This window comes from Halalkalibacter sp. APA_J-10(15), from assembly GCF_023017105.1.
Classification (GTDB): domain Bacteria; phylum Bacillota; class Bacilli; order Bacillales; family Bacillaceae_D; genus Halalkalibacter.
On record NZ_JALKEV010000023.1, the window covers coordinates 1 to 21,427 of the forward strand.

Below are 21,427 nucleotides of genomic sequence, written 5' to 3' on the forward strand. Positions count from 1 at the left end.
CCACCGGCGCAGCCGGTTAGTTCAACGCCCGCCTGCGGAAAGCGTGCCCCCCATCCCGGTAGCGAGATCGGAGGGCCGAACCCTGACTACTAAACAAAAAAGCCTGTCGACAAAGTCGACAGGCTGAAACATACTAAGATTAGTATGTTTCTTTTGTTGTTGATAACGAGTCACTTTTTCTCGATTTCCACATATTTTCATTGAACACCACTTTCGTCTACCACGAGTATCTATAAATAACAAGACACATTCTGGATTAGCGCAGCGGTGTATATAGCTTAATTGACCTGATTTAAAAAGGGTTAAGGCATCTAATGCAATCAAGGAAACTAAAGCTTTTTCGGGCTCTCCAATTGGAATAAGAATTAATTTATCGTTTAGCAATTGATAAGTAAAGGGGGCTTGTTTAATGAATAATTCTAGATGAGTGCTCCAATCAGATGAAAGGATTTTCTCGTCTGCCATTTTTTCATAATTCTCACGAAGAAGTGAACGTACTTTACGTAAAAGTGGTAATGCATCCTCCGCCCAATGGTTGATATCCTTATTAAATTGTTGATTAATGATGATGCTTTTTTTGGTTAAAGTATGAAACCATGCTATAACATGCTCTGGTTGAGTAAGCAAATCATGCCGAGTGCCGTGGCGGACGACTTCAGTGTTAATCAAATCGATTGAGATAATCCCTGATAGGAGTGGGAAAGTTACTTCATTTGTCACGTGAATTACCCTCCTTTAATCATTAACCTTTTGTAACATATTTGACAGGTTAAAGAAAATGAGCTATGTTATTAACTATTAAAAGTATATTTTAGAGGTTAATTTATGGGGTGGGTTAATAAATAGAAAGGGTGAATTATAAAATGAGTCATTATCTATTTCAACAGTTGAAATTTGTACGTAAGGCTACAATCGATTACGTGAAAGGTGTGAATGAAAGCAGAATGGAAGTTGTACCTGCAGGAGTGAATAATAATATCAAATGGAATTTAGGTCATATATACGTGGTAACTGAAAAATTTGCTTTGCAACTTACAGGTGAAAAAGTTACCGTACCTGATAAATTCCCCGAGCTTTTTAATCCATGTACATCTCCGAAAGATTGGTCGTCTATCGACACACCAATGAAAGAAGAATTAATTATTTTACTAAATGAACAAATCGTGAATGTGGAATCATTATTATCAGAGAGAATAGGAGAACCAATTAAACAAATATATAATACTTCTACAGGACTACAAATAAGCAATGTTGCTGAATGTCTAAGCTTTTGTCTATATCATGAAGGAATGCATTTTGGTGCAATAAAAGGTATCAATCAACAATTACAAAATAAAGAATCATAAAGTGGAATCGATCGATTTTATAAAACGAACCAATTCTTTAGAATATACACAAGCTCATTTTGATCAATTTTTCTTCAAAATGAGCTTTTCTCCATTGTTGACAAAGGTCCTGAATGGAATGTTTTTATGTCTAAACTTCTTAAGAGTCTAAAGTATGATTGGACTCAATAAAAACATTTTTAGCAGCAATGAGAAACTCTTTTACAGCTGGAGATGCTTCAGAAATGGCAGAACAAGCTAGTGCAACATCGCGATAATTTGTTGAATGTAGCTTTCCTATTTTGATGTTTTGTTGTGTTTTCAAAAATAACTCTGGACCTATGGTGACACCAAGCCCCTCTTGTACCATGTTAGCAATAGTAGTGCAATCGTGTACTTCAAAACGGATAGTCGGTTTGATTTGTGCTTCTTCAAATAACTCCTCTACATGTGATTGGTACATTCCAGTTGGCATGATGAAATGCTCTTTTTCTAAATCCTGCATATCGATCGTTTCTTTGTGGAGAAATTTGTGCTCGGGATGGAAAGCTACAACCATTTTGTCTTTTATGAGAGGTACTAGATCAAAGCCAGGATTTGATTTGCCTTTTACAACAAACCCAATGTCTATAATTCCAGATTGTAGCCATTCCGTAATTTCCTCATATGTCCCTTCATAAAACTTAAACTCTATTTTAGGATGTTTTCTCTGAAATTTTGCAAGTAATTTAGGTAATAAGCAGGAAGACGCGCTTGCAAAAGTACCAATACGAATAATCCCTGTTTCTAAGTTCGTCGCTAACGCAATTTCTTGGTTAATTGCTTCAATTCTTTTCAACACTTCTCTTATATGAGGTAGTGTTTTTTGCCCTATTTCTGTGAGTGTTATTCCCTTTCTACGATCCCGAATTAATAATGGGACTCCCCATTCTGTTTCTAAACTAGAAATAGCATGACTAACAGCTGATTGAGTCATACTTAATTTTTCAGCGGCTTTTGTAAAACTCCCTAACTCTATTACTCTAGATAAAATCTCGAAACGAATGATACTCATGAGTGATTACTCATCTCCTTGATTAAAAATATCAATTTTACTTATGTTAACACGCCGTTTAAAATGAAATCAACTAATAGTAAAGGAGATGTACAAGTTGGCAAAGAAGGTCAATCCATTTATGATTATACTCTTAGCTTTAGGAGCTTTTGTTACAGGGACAGCAGAGTTTGTTGTTTCTGGAATATTAGAAATCATTTCTTTTGATTTAAATGTATCGATCTCATCAGCGGGGCAGTTGGTAGCCGTTTATTCGTTATCATATGCAATAGGGGCATTGGTACTGGTTTTGTTAACAGCGAAGTATGAGCGAAAAAAAGTATTATTATATGCTATTTTTACTTTTATTTTAGGTAATCTCATAGCTGTTTTCAGCTATAATTACATCTTACTTATGTTGTCAAGAGTCATTATGGGAATGAGTGGTGGGCTTTACATTGTCGTTGCAACAAATTATGCTGCTCAAATTGCCACTGCAGAAAAACGGGGTAGTGCCATGGCAACGGTTATTACTGGCTTTACTGTCTCATTAGTTCTAGGTGTGCCTATCGGGACATTTTTAGCTGCTCATTTGAATTGGCGTTTCATTTTTCTGATCATTGCTTTCGTTACAATCATTCTTTTCCTTCTACTTCACAAATTATTACCTAGAATAAAGGGAAATGATCCCGTACCATTTAAACAACAAATACAAATAATCAAAGATAAACGAGTAATCACTGTATTAACAACTACTATCTTCTGGATATTAGGTTACACCATGGTGTTTGCTTATATTTCTCCCTTGTTAAGTAATTCTGCAGGTTTTTCAATAGAAATGACTAGTATCGCCTTGTTTGTTTTAGGTACTTTTGCTTTTATTGGCTCACGTTTTGGTGGATATACTGTAGACAAGTGGGGACCAAATCGAACGATATCCATTAGTTTATTCGTTCATGCAGTTGCTTTACTTGTATTCACATTTACACAGTATTCGGTAATAGGTGTATTTATAACGTTGGCAGTTTGGGGAGCAGCGACTTGGACAACAACACCTGCAAAGCAATTTTATTTAATTTCACTAAAACCACAATCATCTGAAACGGTACTAAGTTTTAATACAGCATTAATGAATATTGGGATGATGCTAGGTTCGGCTTTAGGAGGTATCATTATACAATATACTAACATTTTAAATTTAAGTTGGATCGGTAGTTTATTTGTTATTCTTGCTCTCGTTTTTATCAAATACTCGTTTCATCTAAATGAATCAGATTCTAGGAATATTGAAATGAGACGACAAACTAGTCAAAAGAAAGATATTTGAATGGAATTTAACCATCACTAATACCAGTTGATTATCCTCTAATACAGCCTTTTATTTAATTTCTGTCAATAAGCTCTTGAATTTGTATCTGACTTCCTTTATATTAAAAGAGACTGAATGGTATCTTTTGGGAGGGTATAAATGAAAAAAGGTGAATTAACAAGGCGTAAAATTATTCGGAAATCTGCTCTAGTTTTTAACCAAAAAGGTTATATGACAACATCGATGAGTGACATTATTCAGGAAACGAATATTCAAAAAGGGGGGATCTATCGACATTTTAAGGATAAAGAGCAGCTAATGGTTGAGTCTTTTCATTTTTCTATCGAAATCATGCGAAATCATTTAATGACGAGTGTTTCACAACACGACAATGCACCGGACAAATTAATCGCATTTGTAGAGGCTTTTTTACAATTAAGTGAAGGAGAGCCGATAGTAGGTGGGTGTCCTATTTTTAACGCAGCGATAGAAATGGATGATTTAGAAGGAAGTGGGTTGCTGCCATCGATTAATGAAGCAGTGGATATGATGGTAACATGGTTGGTGAAAATCATAGAGGAGGGTATTAGGCATCAAGAGTTGAAGCAGTCCATACAGCCATATGACACTGCGATATATATTGTATCAACACTTGAAGGTGGGCTCGTATTAGACCGATTAAAGCAAGATGGGCAAATAACGAAGATCATCATAAATAATTTGAAGCAATATATTTCAATGATTGCTACCTGAGCGGCATTAAAGCCGTCTTTTTTATAATCAAAAAGAGACTGTTTGGTATCTTTTATGGAGGGGTTATGATGAAATATGTATTATTCATTTCTTTCGTAGTCGTTGTTTTACTTTTGAGGAGCTATATCATTCGTTATATTTTCACACCGAAACAGAAAGAGGATAAAAAGTACCCGAATGCGACTTATGAAAACATTGAAATTGAGCGGGGTATTGGGAAAATTCGAGGATGGCTTATTAAAAGTGAGAGAGCAAGAGGATGTTTTCTGCTTGTACACGGATGGGGCTCTAATAAATCAGACATGTTACGATATGTCGATCCCCTATTAGCTAGCGGTTATGACGTAATAATTGTCGATGTTCTTGGTCATGGGCAAAGTGATTCATTACAAAAGCAAGTGAGTATTGAATCGTTTGTCCAAAGTATCACATCAATGATTGACTATGTGTCGGAGAGGTCAGATATGAATAGTCATGCAATCTATGTTTTAGGGCATTCAATGGGTGGGGTAGCTGCAAGTATTGTGAATGCTACTGATTTAAGGATACAAGCACTCATTACCGATTCAATGCCTACATCATTAGAGAATATTAGCAAATCAATGGCTGGAAAAGTAACACTACCTTATATTCCCTTTGGTTGGCTATTGATCAGTTGGTTTTTATTACGAGGAGGTGTTTTTTTAAAAGCTAGAAGAGAATGGTGTCTAGAAAAAATATTGAAAAACCAACAGTCGCCTGCTCTTGCCATACACTCTATTCAGGATCAAAGAGTGCCGATTTCAAATGTCGATGTTCTATTAAATGATAGCAACTTTAAACAAGTCATTAAAGTTGAAACAAAAGGTCATCACAATTGTGTGAAGGATCAATATTTTTGGGAGAATGTTTTTCATTTTATAGCAAGTAATGAGGGGGGAGATAGTAGATGAAGTATATTGATACACTAGTGATTGGTGCAGGTCCGGGAGGATATGTGGCGGCTATTCGCGCTACTCAAATGGGGCAAAACGTAACGATTGTAGAGAGAGAGTATTTAGGAGGAGTTTGCTCAAATGTCGGTTGTATTCCATCAAAAGTGATGATTTCAGTAGGTCATCGCTTTGAGCAAGCAAAGCATTCAGGTGATATGGGTGTTGTTGCACAAGAAGTACAACTTAACTGGACAAACGTGCAACAATTTAAAAAAGGCGTTGTTTCTAAATTAGTAGACGGTGTTGAACGTCTATTAATAGGCAATAAAATCGATATTGTAAACGGTGAAGCACACTTCGTAAATGCAAACACTGTACGTGTACTTGACGGTGCTAACAGTCAAACTTACACATACAAAAATGTCATCCTTGCAACGGGTTCTCGTCCGGTTGAAATTCCAACATTCACATTCACTGAACGCGTAATTAACTCAAATGGTGCACTTTCTTTAACAGAAGTACCAGAAAAATTAGTAGTCATCGGTGGTGGTTACATCGGGACGGAGCTAGGTTCTGCTTACGCTAACTTAGGTTCTCAAGTAACAATCATTGAAGGTGGTAAAGACATATTAGCTGGTTTCGAAGAGCAAATGACACATATTGTGAAAAAAGGCTTAAAGAAAAAAGGCGTAGAAGTCGTTGTTGGCGCATTAGCTAAAGGAGTAGAAGAACATGAAGAAGGTGTAGTTGTATCGTATGAAGCTGGTGGGGAAGAAAAAACAGTTGAAGCTAACTATGTATTAGTAACGGTAGGTCGTCGTCCAAATACAGATGAAATGGGTCTTGAAGCAGTAGGCATCGAATTCGAAGAGAACGGGTTACTAAAAGTAGACAAACAATGCCGTACGTCAGTACCAAACATTTATGCAATAGGTGATATCGTATCTGGTCCGCAACTTGCACATAAAGCATCTTATGAAGGTAAAGTAGCTGCTGAAGCAATTGCAGGGGAAAAATCAATCGTTGATTATTTAGCAATCCCAGCTGTATGTTTCACAGATCCAGAGCTTGCAACGGTTGGCTACAATGAAGAGCAAGCAAAAGCAGAAGGTATCGAAGTGAAAGCAACGCAATTCCCATTCGCAGCAAACGGTCGTGCAGTAGCTTTAAATGCAACAGAAGGATTTGTGAAACTTATTGCACGTAAAGAGGATGGCCGATTAATTGGTGCGCAAATCGTAGGTGCTGGCGCATCAGATATGATCGCTGAAATGACCCTTGCCATTGAAGCGGGGATGACTGCAGAAGATATCGCACTAACCATTCACGCTCATCCAACTTTAGGTGAAATGACAATGGGTGCTGCTGAGGTCATGATAGGGAGACCGATTCATGTAGTGAAGTGATTAAGCTATTTTTATTAGTAATAGGAATATCCATAAAAAGAAACCGTTTTAAACAATCTTTGTTCAAAACGGTTTCTTTTTATACACTAGGTTTCAAATTATTAAGCTTTAGAGATATTTGAAATAATGATCGGGATAAGATAGTTCGCATCCAAGCTCACTCCACATATCAAAGCGGATCCTCGTTGATATTGCCAAGGTAACCCTATGAAATATAGACCTTTAATATTCGTTATACCCCTGTTGTGTATGGGTTTTCCATCATCAGAAGTAACACCTTCTATAGTCATCCAATCGTAAGAAGGAACGAAGCCAGTAGCCCAAATAATACTAGTGAATGTCCTCCGAGTGTTATCTTTAAATTGAACTTCATCATCAATGACTTGGGTAACTTTAGGCTTTACATCAACTTTATTATGTTTAATAAGATTCTTAAGTTCATTTCCGAAAATGGGGTCTTTCTGTTTTTGGAACCATTTCCCTTTCAGCGTATCTTTGCCTGCATACAACAGGCCGAATATTTCCAACCAATGAAAAATACTTCTTCCAAGAAAGGTTAAAGGTAGAAATTTGAATTTGTGTCCAACTGCTATTGTGACATTGTGATCCTGTGCTAATTCCACAGCAATTTGTGCCCCAGAATTACCGCCACCTATAACTAATATATCAGTGCCCTTTACTTCACTTGGTGAATGATATTCAGAAGAGTGAAGTTGGAATATACTCGTCTCATTTTTAATGACATTAGGTATAAAAGGTTTTTGAAATGCCCCAGTTGCTACTACTACTTGCTTAGCATTAATTTTCCCATGATTCGTTTCTACGAGAAATGATCCACCGGACTGTTTATTTAATTTACTAACGTTACTATTAAACATGATAGGAAGATCAAAAAGCTCTGCATAGCTATCCAAATAATTCGCAATATCATCCTTCGTTGGAAATTCTTTCGATAAACCTTCCATCTCCAATCCAGGTAAACAACTATATGTATGTGGTGTAAATAAAACTAGGGAATCATATCTGTTTCTCCAAGAATCACCTACACGGTCATTTTTATCTAAGATAACAAAGGGGATACCTTCCTTTTTTAGATAATAGCCCACAGCTAATCCTGCTTGCCCGCCACCGACAATGACAACTTCATAGTCAAGCATCGTTAAAATCCTCCCTTCAATACTACTTATATTCAAATGGATATTTGAATATAAGTATAGATGAATAACAGATAAAGTAGAAGTAAATTCAGTATTCTCTCCGCTTCCTTTAGAAGCCACTGAAAAGTTGATTTATACTTTTTCAGTAGCTTTATAATTCCCACATTTTTTTGAGAAGATCGGACTTTTTCAATGGCATAGCGGTACCGTCTCTTCTTCATTAAGTTGTGCTGCGACTTGATGGAACGTCATTCCGTTATTTCCTTTATACAGACTTTATTCCGGTTATTACGGATCCTCGTTCCGCTATTTGGCCATTTGCGCTTCGTTTTGCTCGTCTTTTGGCATATTAACGGAATGACGTTCCACTTCGAATGCAAAAATAGAATATTCGTCTATTTAACGGAATGAGGTTCCGCTTGGCACAAGGAAAAGACCGCTTTCTTTCCGAGGATCCTTTTTCAGCGGACTCCTTCCTTTAAGCGGTGAGTGGTTTGTAATGATGTGTGTATCACAGATCGTTTTAAAAGAAGCAGGAGCCTCAAAATAGGATTCCTGCAACGTTTATTATTGCTTAGGAAACTGAAGCATAGGAGCTTCAACAGCCTTAACATCAATTCGAATAATGATAAGTAAGGAAATCAGAAAATTTTAGTGAATGGGTATGTGATTTAGAATATCTTATAATATCAATCCGAATTATGAAAAAAATTCAATCCCCATATTAGCTAAAATAGCTATAATAAACCCAGTTACACCTACACTGATGCCACTGTATAGCCATAATTGTGCTCTGTTAAATTTCAAAGCCTTCGCTATGATTCCTATAACCCAAACACCAGTTACTGGAGTAAGGATTATTATAAAGAAAACACCGTACTTCTCCATTCGTTTTCGCCATTTTCCGTTCAAAGATTTTTCACTAAATTTCTGCATAAACTTAAATTTCATTAACCAAGTATAAAAAAAGTCAATTAACGGGATCACCATCCAATTTCCAATTGATGCCCAAAGAAATGCATCAAACCAATTAAGTCCTATTGATAACCCTAGAGGAACGGCAAGATAGATTTCAAAATGTGGAAAAAAACCCGCAAACCAGGTTGTGGCTGCTAAACTAATGTATTTTAATAGCTCCATCAAGCATTAACTCCCTTCCGAAAGAAATTTCAAAGTAAATGGTTTTCTTAACGTTATGACAATTTAAGTGAAGAAAACATACATAACTTCCTTTCTTTTTATAATTAATGTACACTTAGTTCGTAAATGAACATTTTGTTCATCTTTATTGTAAATGATTTATAATTTGGGAGTAAATCATCAAACTTAAAGAAATGTACGTTATGAAACAAACGATAGAAATTGTTCGAAATGAGGGAGTAGCATGAAAAATAATGAATTCGACAGAAGGGTATTGAAAACCCGTCAAGCTATCAATGAGGCTCTAATATCACTGATGGAAGAAAAAAAATACAGTAAAATTACGATTCAAGATATTATTGATCGGGCTAATGTAGGGAGGTCAACCTTTTATTCACACTTCGCTACCAAAGATGAACTGCTGTTTAGCAGTGTAGAGGATTTCCTCGAAATACTTAATCAATATATAAAGAGCTATATTGAACAGGATGGGGATAAACCAAGAATGATATCTGTCATAGAACTTTTTGAGCATATACAGGAAGACAGTAAGACCATTAAAGGATTATTTAAAACAGATGGTGCTGACTTGTTTTTTGAAAAAGTTGAGGCTTACTGGAATGATGGAATAGAGGAATACCTTCAATCGAAGCTGCCTTTAGGGGAAGAACCTAAGGTTCCTATAAAAATCTTAACAAACCATATTTCGAGTACCTTAATGAACTTGTTAAAGTGGTGGGTTAACAATAACATGTCCTATACTCCATACCAAATGGAGCAATATTTTAGATATTTAGTCAATCCATGTATTGATTCGGTTATGTATAACAATCCAAAGGAACGTTGAGAGGAAACAAGGGATAATGGTTAATTAACCATTATACAGCCTGTCGACAAAGTCTCGCAAAAGCGAGACAAGTCGACAGGTTTTTTTGATTCGTAGTCAGGGTGCGGCTCTTCGACCTCGCTACCGGGATGGGGGGCACGCTTTCCGCAGGCGGGCGTTGAACGAACCGTCTGCGCCGGTGGATTTCAACCTGCCCTTTTCTCCTGCAGGAGTCGGCCCTCCGGTCCGCTATGTCTATAATATAATTAAAAAAAATGGATAGAGGGAATGGACAAGGATGTCTAAAAAATTGCTTTACCCTTTTTCAGTGGCCTCATGAATTCTCTTTTTTGTTGTCTGAAAATATATACTATTACAAATTATCTTTACATAAAAAAGTAGATCATGCATAATGTTAGTAAAAGTAATGATTACGATTATCGTTATGTGAAGATAAGAATTATAAGTCAGGGCTGTTTTTTAAATCGTATTCACGAGGAGGCGGCGTCATGGATATTCAATTAGCTCCTTTAGATAGTCAGGATAAAGACTTGGTTTGTACTCTTTACAATGATGAAAATATCATTAAGAATGCAGTGCTAGGGAGTTGGAATCCTCATAGTCTAGAGTATGCTAGTATTAGAATTGAACGTTGGAACAGTGACGATCAGCAACAACACTTTAAAATCGTTTACAACGGAGAAAGAGTTGGCTTAACTCAAATATATCAAATGAGCCCAGTTAATCGAAAGTGTGTGTTAGGGATATTAATTTTAGAAAGGTTTCAAAGGGCCGGGATTGGTCAAAACGTATTGAAAACAATGATTAATATGTGTTTCCAGCAGTTAAATTTACGCAAGATAGAGGTTTCAATATTAAGCTATAATGATCAATCGATTCGACTAGTTGAAAGAAATCAATTTAAAAAAGAAGGTGCTTTGAGAAAATCAGTGTATAAAGATGGAACTTACCATGATGTCTACCTTTATGGTCTATTAAAAGAAGAATGTGATGAATTCAAATAGTCATACAATAGTAGTCGTATGTATAACATTGTAGGAAATGATATAGTTTATATATCGTAATGATTACTATTATCATATATTTATAAAATGCTTATTCAAGCAGAAGCTTAGATTGAATTGCGACATCATGTACAGCAAAAGATAGAAAGAAATAGTGGAACGAACATACCAAAGCAAATGACAATGAGAGATTCATCGAAATCAAGATGAAAGAAGAGACATAGTGACCTTGTGAAATAGCGAAACAAAGAAAATGGAGGATGATGATGGCACATTTATTAATGATTGAAAGCTGGGTAGGGGCAAGCGGGAATCTGCTTCCTCCGTTATTGAAATCTTTAGGGCATACGTATACGTTTGTGACTCGTAAGCCTGAACATTATCAGAGTTCACTTAATACGGAGAAGCATCCAGTGTTACGGTATGCTGACAATGTCATAAAAACAGAAACAAATGATATTCCTGGTTTGATTCATGAACTACGTTCTGGTCGTTTTGATGGCGTTATTACCGTATGTGATTACTATATTGAAACCGTAAGAGAAGTGGCAAAGGCCTTTAACATTCCTTGTCCGTTTCCTGCGGAAGTAAAAACAGTACGGAATAAGAATCATATGCGTCAGGCTTTAGATAAAGCGAACTTAGCTAATCCGATTTACCGGTTGGCACATCGATGGGATGAAGTAGTCAATGCAGCAAATGAAATTGGTTACCCTTTCGTGTTGAAACCTGTGGATCTTGCGTCCAGTGCTTTTGTAAATCTAATTGAAAACGAACAAGCATTACAGGATGCCTTTCATGCATTAGAATCATTTCCGCTCAATTTTAGAGAGCAGGAGAGAGATTGTACATACTTGCTTGAAGCGTATATGCATGGTACAGAGGTAAGTGTCGAGAGCGTTTCATTCAACGGTGAGACGACGATATTAGGGATTACGGATAAATCAATTACAGGAACCCCTTATTTCATAGAAAATGGTCATATGTTTCCAGCTCAACTAAGTGAAGAGCTACAGGAAACGGTGACACAATTTGTAAAAGATGCATTGGATGCTGTAGGTTTTGATCATGGTATTGCTCATACAGAAGTGATGATTACAGATGAAGGCCCTCGCATCATTGAAATCAATCCAAGAACAGCTGGAAACTATATTGTAGAACTTATCGAACGCGTGACAAATATTGATTTGCTTCATGTCTTTGTCGATCTAGCTCTAGGTTTGAAGCCAAACATAATAAGAAAGGAAAGCGGCGTCACTAGTGCGGGTATTATGTTTCTCGTTCCTCAGCAGGGTGGTACCATTTCTGAGATTGAGGGTACGGACACGCTAGCTTCAGACGAACATGTCGTTAGATATAAGGTTGAAGACTGTTTAGGAAAAACGATTGCAGCTCCGATCGATAATGCTTGCTATTTAGGTCATGTTATGACAGAAGATACTGAAGGGTTGAAGGCGAGAATCTATGCAGAGGAAGCTCTTAACCGTATTCAATTACGTTTTTCTCAGTAGGGGGAGTGTATGTGAAACGAACAAAAACATCAGAATCACGTTATGTTAATGAGTTGAGAGAAAAGATTTTGAATGGGGAGCTAGGACCTAAACCAGAAGATTTAACGGTGACGGGGGCCTCTCATATTTACCAAACTACCCAATTCACCTCATCTAAAAACAAGTATCACAATTATTATTTACTGTTGAGAGTAGAAGATTACTTTGGTGCGTGCTCTCATACACATGAACAGGTCGATATGCGTGTTGCTGCTGAGTTGTCAGGTATTTCTTTAGATACTGTTTTACAAGATAAGAGATTACCAGTCCAAATTGCAGGAATGGATGCTTATCTCGGTATAGTCAAACCTCATAAACAATCTTGTACAAAGGTCGTCGATCTCCCTGAAGGGAAACCACTAGAAAAAGCCAAAAGGCGCGATGAGTTTATAACGGATGTGACGAACATTCATCCTAATGAGAAGGTAGCGCTCGTAGGGGTCGTTAACCCGTTAGTTGAGGCTATCAAGGAACGCGGAGGTATTTGTTTACCTTGTGACTTGAGCTTAGAAACAACAGAAGCGGGCCAAGTGGTTGAAAGAGATATGGAGAAAGTACTTGATCGCGCTGACCGCGTTATATGCACAGCGATGACGTTAGGAAATGGAACATTTGACCGTGTGCTAACGAGAGTAAGGGAAAGAGGAATTCCGTTGACGGTTTACGCGCAAACAGGGAGTACGGTTGTTGCTCAATTTATGAATGAAGGTGTGTCTGAACTTGTAGCAGAACCTTTTCCATTTTCCCAATTTAGCGCATTAACATCACGCTTGTATCACTATACAACTAGAAAGGAGGTCGAAAACGGACATGCATCTCGAAGTGAATACTGAAAATTTCTTACATACAAACCCTGACTTATATATGGCCTTTCATTCAGACTCAGACCATCGGATGGGACAATTCATTCATAAATTATTAGATACGTATAAGGTTGGAAATCGGATATTGGATATTGGCTCTGGTCTTGGTCGAGAGGTGGCATATCTTCAACATGCAGGTTATGAAGCAACGGGGTTAGATAACTCGCGGGAAATGATTTCATGGGCAACAGAGCATTATCCTGATTCGACCTTTGTTTATGGAGAGCAATCAAACTTTTCACTTGATCAAACCTTTGATGCCATTGTTTGTGTAGGGAGCACGTTTTTATATAACCTTACAAATGAAGAGGCACGTGCGAGCTTGAAATGTTTCCGAAATCATCTGCGTAAAGGAGGAATTCTCTATCTTGACATGCGAAATGCGTCCTTTTTCCTCACGAAAGAAGGACAGAACTGGTTAACGGATGAGCTGGTTGATCATACTAGCTTCGAGGACAAAGTGGTTACGCTTAGGACAAAATTTAGCATTAACCTAGCCCGTCAGTTATTAGAGCGTGATTATTGCTGGACGGTACCAGGCTATGAGCCGGTTGTGGAGCGTTTACAGCACCGTTTGTATTTCCCACAAGAAATGGTCCATTATGTAACGTCTAGTGGTTTTCGTCTTATACAGCTGTTTGATCAACCAGAACCACATATTAGTAAATTTGATAAAGAAAAATCTTTAGATTTTAGCGATGATTTACAAGGAAGGCGTATGCAAATTATAGCGCAAGCGATATAGCAGAAAATACGGATGATGGAAGGTTTAAATCTGTTTTACGATGACGACCATTGTACGTTTCGAATTGTAAATATAATAAAGAGTTGAGGGGTCACATATGAAGAAGTCGATATTATTTATGTTCATAATAAGTATTTTTGGAATTTTAATAGGTTGTCAGAATGAAGATACTTCAGTAGAGCCTAATGACACAGAACAAGAACAAGAGGAAGAAGCAGGAGAGGTAGGAGAAGCAGAAGAGGAACTTGTTATTGTAGGTCAGGAGATTGCTGTAAGCCTTAATACAATGGAGCCGTTAACAGCAAGTTATCTGAGAAGTATAGGGGCAGCAGAAGCACTATTTGAAGTAAATGCCGATGGAGAGGTTGAACCTTCTCTTGCAAAAAGCATAACACAAATAGATGATACAACTTGGGAAATTGAACTTAGACCTGATGCCCAATTTTGGAGTGGTAAAGTCATAGATGCTCATGCTGTCATTGCTTCTTTGGAACGTTCAAAAGAAGAAGACCTACAGGCATTACCATTTCTAGAAGAGCTAGCATTTCATGAAGTGGATGAAACGACGATACGAGTAGAAACGCTTCGAGAACGAGTGCCAGTTCCGCTAAATTTATCTTATTACCAGACAGCTATACAAAATGTAGAAGCAGAACAAGATTCAATTGATACGATGGATCTAACTGGTATGTACAAAGTCGTCGAGTTTATCCCAAAACAAAAGATGGTTTTGGAAATAAACGAGAATTATTGGGGAGAGCAACCAACCATTAAGACGGTTATCCATAGAGAAATAAGTGATGAGCAGACGCGCTTAATGTCTGTATTAGAGGGTTCTAGTCATATAGGTTTGAATATCCCTGTGACGAGTCTCGATCAGTTGGAACAAAATGAAAACGTAGGAATTTCTGCTACTCCGGCAGCAAACACTCAAACGATTTATTTAAACTTAGATCAACCACAATTACAGGATGTGAAGGTAAGACAAGCATTATCTTGGGCCTTAAATCGGGAGGAATTGGTCATACTTGCTGCAGAAGGTCATAGTACACCTGTAACAACATGGTTGGGCTCTAATCCAGTCTTTGAAGAAGCAAAAAATGCTGTTTACGACAAGTTTGATGCAGATCAGGCGGCTCGACTGCTTGATGAGGCTGGATGGGAATTAGAATCAGATGGATTGAGGTACAAGGATGAACAGCTTTTGACTTTAAACTTAAGGACTTGGGGTGGTGACAAAGCCTTAGGAGAAGCCTTACAAAATCAATGGACGCAAGTTGGGATTCAAGTAGAGGTGCAACATGGTGATTATAGTTTAATTCAAACGGCACGTGAATCAGGTGAGTGGGATGCGACAATTGAAGCATGGAGTACGTTTGGCAGTCCTCTTTCCTTATTAGAAGGGCAGTTTTCTCCTGAAGGAAGTGCTAATTATGGTGGTTATGATGATCCAGAAACGAATGACTTACTAACACAATTAAGTGAAGCGAGTGATGATGAAGAAAGCCATGAATTGGCTTTAAAGGTAAATGAGAGAGTGGCTGAACAAGCAGCTGTGATTAGCTTATTTCCACGTCCACAAATTACGGCTGTTCATCATTCTGTTCATGGGTTTGAGGATCACTTTAGGCAGTTTGAACATATTGTCCATGCTGGCTTGTCATTGAAAGATGGAGAATAAAAGTAGGAGATTACATGTATAAGCAAATCGTACGTAAATGTGTGCAAGTAGTCATTACTTTATTTTGTGCGACATTGATTATATTTGCGTTAACCCATCTAGCACCGGGTGACCCTGTAAAACTGTTTTTGGGTCACCCAGGGGAGGTGGCTATGAATGATACAACAGCCTATGATGACAAAGTGCATGAGCTCCGTTCACAGCTCGGACTTGATCAACATATTGCCGTGCAATATGTCGAGTGGGTCAAACGTTTAATCCGCTTTGACCTAGGTACTTCCATCCATACAGGAAGATCGGTAAGCTCAGAAATAGCAGAAAGATTACCAGCCACGTTACTGCTATCGATCTGTGCTCTGTTTATTCAATTTGTATTGGGGATGCTGCTCGGTACATATTCAGCTATTAAAGCTGGGAAGACATACGATATGATCATTCGAATTATATGTGTGTTTTTAGCATCGACACCTGCTTTTGTCTTAGGGTTAGTGTTGATATTTCTATTTGCTGTCACGTTACAAGTGTACGAAATAAGTAGTGATGCGAGCTTAAGGAGGGTGTGGTTACCTGCATTGATTTTGGGGCTGATTGCTGCTCCGCAAATCATTAGGGTGACGAGAGCGAATATGCTGTCTGAACTAGGGCAAATCTATATTCTTTCAGCCATTTCAAAAGGCTTGCCCAAAAGACGAGTAGTCATTCATGCGATGAGGAATGTGATGCTTCCAATGATAACGATCATTGGTCTGTCATTTACGACACTTGTCAGTGGCGCGGTTGTCATTGAAAGTATATTCTCATGGCCGGGGGTTGGGAAGTATGCGCTAGATAGTGTGTTGCTCCATGACTATCCAGTTATTCATGGCTATGCTTTTGTCATGGTTGCGATTGTCATTGGTACGCATCTGTTTGTGGATTTGCTGTATGTCCTGTTTGATCCAAGGATGCGTAAAAGTAGAGAGACAGGGGTTGTCAGCAATGGGTAACATGAAATATCCGTTAAGCCTAATTTTTGGTATCGTATTACTCTCTATTCTCGTACTTCTGATCATAGGAGCACCGTTATTTACTGTCCATGATCCATTGGAACAACAAGTTTTAGAACGTTTAGTAAAACCGAGCCTTGAACATCCATTGGGGACGGATCGCTTCGGGAGAGACATTCTGTCAAGAACGTTATATGGTGGGAGAACGACGATTTTATTATCTCTACTTGCTCTTGGTTCCGCCGTCGTCATTGGTCTATTTGTGGGCTTGTTGGCGGGAATGTTTCATCGTACGCTGATCGACACTTTGTTAATGCGTGTGATTGATGTGCTATTAGCTTTTCCTTTCATGGTGCTTGCCATTGTTATTGCAGCTCTTTTTGGTACAAGTTTTATTCATCTTCTTGTGGCGGTTGTTTGTGTTTGGTGGGTTTCCTTTGCTCGTTTAACAAGAAGTGTCGTTTTAAAAGCAAAAAGTGATACATCGTTTGCTGCTGCAACGGTTCTAGGAGCAAAAAGTCATGTAATTATGGTACAAGAGTTGCTACCAAAGGCGTTGAGCCCTGTTCTTATTTTGGCCACTTTTGAGCTCAGCAGTCTGATTCTTTCCATTTCCGCCCTCTCTTTTTTAGGGTTAGGTTCTCAACCACCATCTCCTGAATGGGGGAGTATGCTAGCAGATGGCCGAGATCACTTTTTCCAAGCTCCACATATTTTGTTAGGCCCTGCTCTCTTTATTATCTTGACTGTTCTTGCTTTTAATTTAATTGGTGAAGGACTAAGAGATTGGCTTGATCCTTATGAAATAACTAAATTTTAGGAGGGGAGATAGTGACAAAAAGCACCAAAACGATTTTACAGGTGAATCAATTACACGTCAGATATCAGCAAAAACGTCAATCATTCTATGTTCTTCAAAACCTTACTTTTGACATAAAAGAGGGTGAAATTGTGACGTTGCTAGGCGAAAGTGGTTCTGGTAAATCGACGCTTGCAAAAGCTTTAACTGGGTTGCTTCCTCCTTCTGCTTATATCGATAACGGTACGTTGCAAATCGGTTCTTCGTTAAATATAGATCTTCGTCGTTCAGACATGGGATGGAACAACATTAGAGGTAAGGAAATCGGGATGATCTTTCAAGATGCACAGCAAGCCCTTAACCCTGTGTTAACTATTAGAGAACACTTTCGAGAATTGCTCCTCTATCATCAATTGGCGTCACCTGATGAAGTGATCACTGTCAGTACAAATTTACTAAACAAGCTTAATTTCACTCATGTACCAGACATTTTAAATTCGTATCCTCATGAGCTTAGTGGAGGAATGTGTCAGAGGATTTGTATTGCCCTCACTCTATGTCTCAAGCCAAAGGTTATGATCGCCGATGAACCGACATCGGCACTCGATACCGTGAATCAAAAGGAAGTCCTTCATTTACTTAAAAAAATGCAAGAAGAGTGGGGATTATCCGTTTTATTCATTACACACGATATTGCGGCGGCGAATGCCATCAGCCATCAAGTCATCGTTCTAAATAAAGGGGTGATTGTAGAAAAAGGTGATAGTAAGATGGTGTTGAATCATCCTCAATCACTTTATACGCGCCAATTACTCTCAGCTCGTTCTTTAATAGCTAATCATCATGGGAAATTCGAACGTTTGAAAAAGAGAGATCCTATTTTGGAAATCAAAGAAGTAGACAAGTCGTTTGATCAAAAGACACCTGTTTTAAGCAATGTAAACCTTACCTTACATCGCCATGAAATTTTAGGTATTTTAGGTCAAAGTGGTTGTGGGAAATCAACGTTAGCTAAATGTATTACAGGTTTAGAAAAAACGAATCAGGGTCAAATTTTATACAATGGAACAGACATTTGTCGACTGAAAGGGAAGGCAAAACGTGAAGTGTGTAAACATATTCAACTTGTCTTTCAAGATGCTAGAGCAAGCCTTAATCCAGGTCGAACAGCTTTACAGTTAGTACAGGAACCTCTTCGGTACTTTCATATTTGGAAAAGAAAGGAACGAGAGGATCTTGCAACATTTTACCTTAACCAAGTAGGTATTAGTGATGAAACACAAAATAGAAGACCCCCACAGCTCAGTACTGGTCAGTGCCAACGAGTCGCAATAGCACGAGCTCTCATACTCAAGCCAGACATTCTCATATGTGATGAGGCTGTATCCGCATTGGATATGACCGTCCAATCTCAAATATTATCCCTATTACAGCGTTTGCATAGCCAGTTTGGATTCTCCATTTTGATGATCTCACACGACATTCAAGTGCTACGGTATTTTTGTCATACTATTGCTGTGTTGCAAGATGGCCAATTTTCCAAAGTAAGTCCGGCAAATAGTTTAGCAGTTGAAAGTGAGCAATCGTCTACGCAACGATTGCTAAGCAGTGCATACGATTTGGAAGAAAGTTTAAAATGATAGGGGAGGAAAGGGAAATGTTTCCTACTATTTTGGATACAATCGGTAACACGCCAATTATTAGAATCGCTAATCTTAATCAACCGGATGAGGGACAAGTGCTGTTTAAATATGAGCGGTTTAATCCTGGAGGAAGTATTAAAGATCGATCTGCTATTTTTATGATTGAAGAAGCGGAAAAAAGGGGTTTATTAAAGCCAGGTGGGACCGTCATTGAATCATCTAGTGGAAACTTTGGAATTTCTCTAGCCATGATTGGTGCAGCGAAAGGTTATCGTGTAATCGCCATAGTCGACCCTAAAACAACAAGTTCGAACTTAGCCCTTTTGAAAAGTTTTGGAGCAGAAGTCATTGTTGTTAACGAAAAAGATGATTGTGGTAGTTATCATAAAACGAGAATTCTCCTTGCGAACAAACTCGCCAAGGAGATTAAAGATTCTTATCGTCCAGATCAATGTTTCAATCTTTTAAATCGTGAGGCTCATTATCAAAACACGGCACGTGAAATGATTGAACAGTGTGGAGGGAAGTTGACGACTTTTATTACAGCCGTTAGTACGGGAGGCCAGTTAGGTGGAATCTCAAAGTATCTCAAATCATTTTTACCTGAAGTACAAATTATCGGAGTCGATGCTATGGGGTCCATTATTTTTGGAGGGGAGCCTCATTCATATCGGATTCCTGGTGTAGGCCTTGGCTGGACACCTCATAATCTAAATTTGCAACATATAGATTGTGCCTATAAAATCCCCGATGAACAGGCTTTCCTCACCGCTCGAGCCTTTGCACGTTATGAGGGTATCCTAATGGGGCCTTCAAGTGGGGCATGTGCACTTGTTGCACTGAAAGTTGCTCAAAATCTTTCAGCGGAGGGCAGAGTTGTTTGTATGATTTCGGATGGTGGAGATCGATATATTCAAACGTTATTTAATGATGAATGGATGAAAGAGCAAGGGTTTTCCTTACAGGTTGATATTGGAACGATTCGTTTAATGGCAAAGCAGCTGCAACCGCTCAAGGTTTCAGTGCCTGATAATGACAATATGGGTTTAGATTTAATGAAATATTTAAACGTTCCAACGACCACGTTGCAGATGAATGAAGAGCTTGGTCAATAAAGTCATTGTTATAATCGAATACGAATAACAACGCACAGGTATTGACTTCTCTGTGCGTTGTATGCTTTATAAATCTGTATTTTAAAACGGATCGTAAAAACGTTACTGGCTTTGGCGGGTGATGGAGGAAATCTAACAAACGAACAAGCTAATTGAATAGAAGTGAAGTCTAAGAATGAAAGGAAATGTTTTTAGCAATTGAGAAGAAGTCGCTAGCTCTTGTGTGTGATATGCTAAAGAAAATATAAGAAGGGAGAAGATGATATGAAACAAACGCAAAATCATCTTCAATTACCAAATGTCGTATCACGAGACGAATGGCTTGTGGCTCGTAAGGAATTACTGGACAAAGAGAAGGAATTTACTAGAGCACGAGATGCGTTGAATGCCGAGCGCCGTAGAATGTCAATGGTTGAGCTTACTAAGGACTATGTCTTAGAAGGTCCGAACGGTAAGGTCGGTCTACTTGATTTGTTTGAAGGACGTCCTCAACTTATCGTGCATCACTTTATGTTTGATCCTGATTGGGAAGCAGGTTGTCCGGCTTGCTCATTAGCTGCGGATAACATCGGCCATCTTGCCCACCTGCATGCACGAAACACGTCACTGGCACTCATATCACGTGCTCCATTTCCAAAGCTTCAACGTTACAAGGAACGGATGGGTTGGAACATTCCTTGGTACTCGTCCTTCGAAAGTGACTTTAACTATGACTTTCATGTTACGTTGGACGAATCGGTTGCTCCGATCGAATATAACTATTTGACCAAGGACGAGCTTATTCAGAAGGGTGTTCCCATTGATTCTGGACAGTCAATGGAAGTGCCTGGTGTGAGTGCTTTTCTTCGTGATGGCCAAAAGGTTTATCACACATATACGACATACGCCCGTGGAACGGACCTAATAATTGGCACCTTCAACTACCTAGATTTAACAGCTCTTGGAAGACAGGAGGACTGGGAACAGCCACCTGGACGAAGTGACGGCAATGGCAAGACATGGCTTCGTCGTCATGATGAATATGAACACTCTATAGCTTCAAATGCCTGTTGTAATTCAGGAAAGGATAGCTTGTAATCAAGGTTGTTAAACAATTCCAATTAGTAGTAGCAAATAGATGTTCCGATCATTAGGGGCTCTAATACGTGCAAAAAATA

At 38.4% G+C, this 21,427-nt stretch carries 21 protein-coding genes; 17 read left to right on the plus strand and 4 right to left on the minus strand.

Features of this window, described 5'->3' with window-relative positions:
* Window positions 1-21 precede the first annotated feature (21 nt).
* Window positions 22-720 carry a CGNR zinc finger domain-containing protein gene (locus MW695_RS20430; protein WP_247107338.1) on the minus strand — a complete coding sequence of 233 codons (699 nt, stop codon included), beginning with the start codon at window positions 718-720 and terminating at the stop codon, window positions 22-24.
* A 143-nt stretch (window positions 721-863) separates the two neighbouring features.
* Between MW695_RS20430 and MW695_RS20435 the strand changes: the two genes are divergently transcribed.
* The gene (locus tag MW695_RS20435; protein ID WP_247107339.1) at window positions 864-1,346 is read left to right on the plus strand and encodes a DinB family protein; all 483 of its coding nucleotides are present in this window, start codon (window positions 864-866) and stop codon (window positions 1,344-1,346) included.
* Window positions 1,347-1,485: 139 nt separating this feature from the next.
* On the opposite strand, the gene MW695_RS20440 is transcribed toward MW695_RS20435, so the two are convergent.
* The gene (locus MW695_RS20440) at window positions 1,486-2,379 is read right to left on the minus strand and encodes a LysR family transcriptional regulator (RefSeq protein WP_247107340.1); all 894 of its coding nucleotides are present in this window, start codon (window positions 2,377-2,379) and stop codon (window positions 1,486-1,488) included.
* Window positions 2,380-2,467: 88 nt separating this feature from the next.
* Between MW695_RS20440 and MW695_RS20445 the strand changes: the two genes are divergently transcribed.
* From MW695_RS20445 to lpdA, 4 genes are all read left to right on the plus strand, one after another.
* A complete protein-coding gene (locus MW695_RS20445; protein ID WP_247107341.1) occupies window positions 2,468-3,685 on the plus strand; it encodes an MFS transporter in 1,218 nt (405 codons plus the stop codon).
* Window positions 3,686-3,826: 141 nt separating this feature from the next.
* A complete protein-coding gene (locus tag MW695_RS20450; protein WP_247107342.1) occupies window positions 3,827-4,420 on the plus strand; it encodes a TetR/AcrR family transcriptional regulator in 594 nt (197 codons plus the stop codon).
* Between the two features lie 68 nt (window positions 4,421-4,488).
* A complete protein-coding gene (locus MW695_RS20455) occupies window positions 4,489-5,352 on the plus strand; it encodes an alpha/beta hydrolase (protein ID WP_247107343.1) in 864 nt (287 codons plus the stop codon).
* Window positions 5,349-6,740, plus strand: coding sequence for a dihydrolipoyl dehydrogenase (gene lpdA / locus MW695_RS20460; RefSeq protein WP_247107344.1), 1,392 nt, complete (start codon window positions 5,349-5,351; stop codon window positions 6,738-6,740). The genes MW695_RS20455 and lpdA overlap by 4 nt, the downstream gene beginning before the upstream one ends.
* A gap of 101 nt (window positions 6,741-6,841) precedes the next feature.
* On the opposite strand, the gene MW695_RS20465 is transcribed toward lpdA, so the two are convergent.
* Window positions 6,842-7,897, minus strand: a complete 1,056-nt coding sequence (locus MW695_RS20465; RefSeq protein ID WP_247107345.1) for a flavin-containing monooxygenase — start codon at window positions 7,895-7,897, stop codon at window positions 6,842-6,844.
* Window positions 7,898-8,124: 227 nt separating this feature from the next.
* Here MW695_RS20465 and MW695_RS22785 point away from each other — a divergent pair, with 227 nt between their 5' ends.
* Window positions 8,125-8,250 carry a hypothetical protein gene (locus tag MW695_RS22785; protein WP_260505943.1) on the plus strand — a complete coding sequence of 42 codons (126 nt, stop codon included), beginning with the start codon at window positions 8,125-8,127 and terminating at the stop codon, window positions 8,248-8,250.
* 346 nt (window positions 8,251-8,596) lie between these two features.
* On the opposite strand, the gene MW695_RS20470 is transcribed toward MW695_RS22785, so the two are convergent.
* Window positions 8,597-9,037, minus strand: a complete 441-nt coding sequence (locus tag MW695_RS20470; protein ID WP_247107346.1) for a small multi-drug export protein — start codon at window positions 9,035-9,037, stop codon at window positions 8,597-8,599.
* Window positions 9,038-9,281: 244 nt separating this feature from the next.
* Between MW695_RS20470 and MW695_RS20475 the strand changes: the two genes are divergently transcribed.
* The 11 genes from MW695_RS20475 to MW695_RS20525 all read left to right on the plus strand — a co-directional run bounded on the left by MW695_RS20475 (window position 9,282) and on the right by MW695_RS20525 (window position 21,347).
* A complete protein-coding gene (locus MW695_RS20475) occupies window positions 9,282-9,884 on the plus strand; it encodes a TetR/AcrR family transcriptional regulator (RefSeq protein WP_247107347.1) in 603 nt (200 codons plus the stop codon).
* A gap of 488 nt (window positions 9,885-10,372) precedes the next feature.
* Window positions 10,373-10,888, plus strand: coding sequence for a GNAT family N-acetyltransferase (locus MW695_RS20480; RefSeq protein WP_247107348.1), 516 nt, complete (start codon window positions 10,373-10,375; stop codon window positions 10,886-10,888).
* Between the two features lie 266 nt (window positions 10,889-11,154).
* Window positions 11,155-12,399, plus strand: a complete 1,245-nt coding sequence (locus MW695_RS20485) for an ATP-grasp domain-containing protein (RefSeq protein ID WP_247107349.1) — start codon at window positions 11,155-11,157, stop codon at window positions 12,397-12,399.
* 11 nt (window positions 12,400-12,410) lie between these two features.
* Window positions 12,411-13,271, plus strand: a complete 861-nt coding sequence (locus MW695_RS20490) for a Rossmann-like domain-containing protein (protein WP_247107350.1) — start codon at window positions 12,411-12,413, stop codon at window positions 13,269-13,271.
* A complete protein-coding gene (locus MW695_RS20495) occupies window positions 13,249-14,046 on the plus strand; it encodes a class I SAM-dependent methyltransferase (protein WP_247107351.1) in 798 nt (265 codons plus the stop codon). The genes MW695_RS20490 and MW695_RS20495 overlap by 23 nt, the downstream gene beginning before the upstream one ends.
* 97 nt (window positions 14,047-14,143) lie before the next feature.
* On the plus strand, window positions 14,144-15,727 hold the full coding sequence (locus MW695_RS20500; protein ID WP_247107352.1) for an ABC transporter substrate-binding protein: 1,584 nt from the start codon (window positions 14,144-14,146) through the stop codon (window positions 15,725-15,727).
* A 14-nt stretch (window positions 15,728-15,741) separates the two neighbouring features.
* Window positions 15,742-16,713, plus strand: a complete 972-nt coding sequence (locus MW695_RS20505; RefSeq protein ID WP_247107353.1) for an ABC transporter permease — start codon at window positions 15,742-15,744, stop codon at window positions 16,711-16,713.
* Window positions 16,706-17,533: an ABC transporter permease gene (locus MW695_RS20510; protein ID WP_247107354.1), complete on the plus strand. Its 828-nt coding sequence runs from the start codon at window positions 16,706-16,708 to the stop codon at window positions 17,531-17,533. The genes MW695_RS20505 and MW695_RS20510 overlap by 8 nt, the downstream gene beginning before the upstream one ends.
* Before the next feature lie 11 nt (window positions 17,534-17,544).
* Window positions 17,545-19,152 (plus strand): ABC transporter ATP-binding protein, encoded by a 1,608-nt coding sequence (locus MW695_RS22990; RefSeq protein ID WP_247107355.1) that lies wholly within the window; start codon window positions 17,545-17,547, stop codon window positions 19,150-19,152.
* Between the two features lie 17 nt (window positions 19,153-19,169).
* Window positions 19,170-20,270, plus strand: coding sequence for a cysteine synthase family protein (locus MW695_RS20520; protein WP_247107356.1), 1,101 nt, complete (start codon window positions 19,170-19,172; stop codon window positions 20,268-20,270).
* Window positions 20,271-20,534: 264 nt separating this feature from the next.
* Window positions 20,535-21,347, plus strand: a complete 813-nt coding sequence (locus MW695_RS20525) for a DUF899 domain-containing protein (RefSeq protein ID WP_247107357.1) — start codon at window positions 20,535-20,537, stop codon at window positions 21,345-21,347.
* Window positions 21,348-21,427 lie beyond the last annotated feature (80 nt).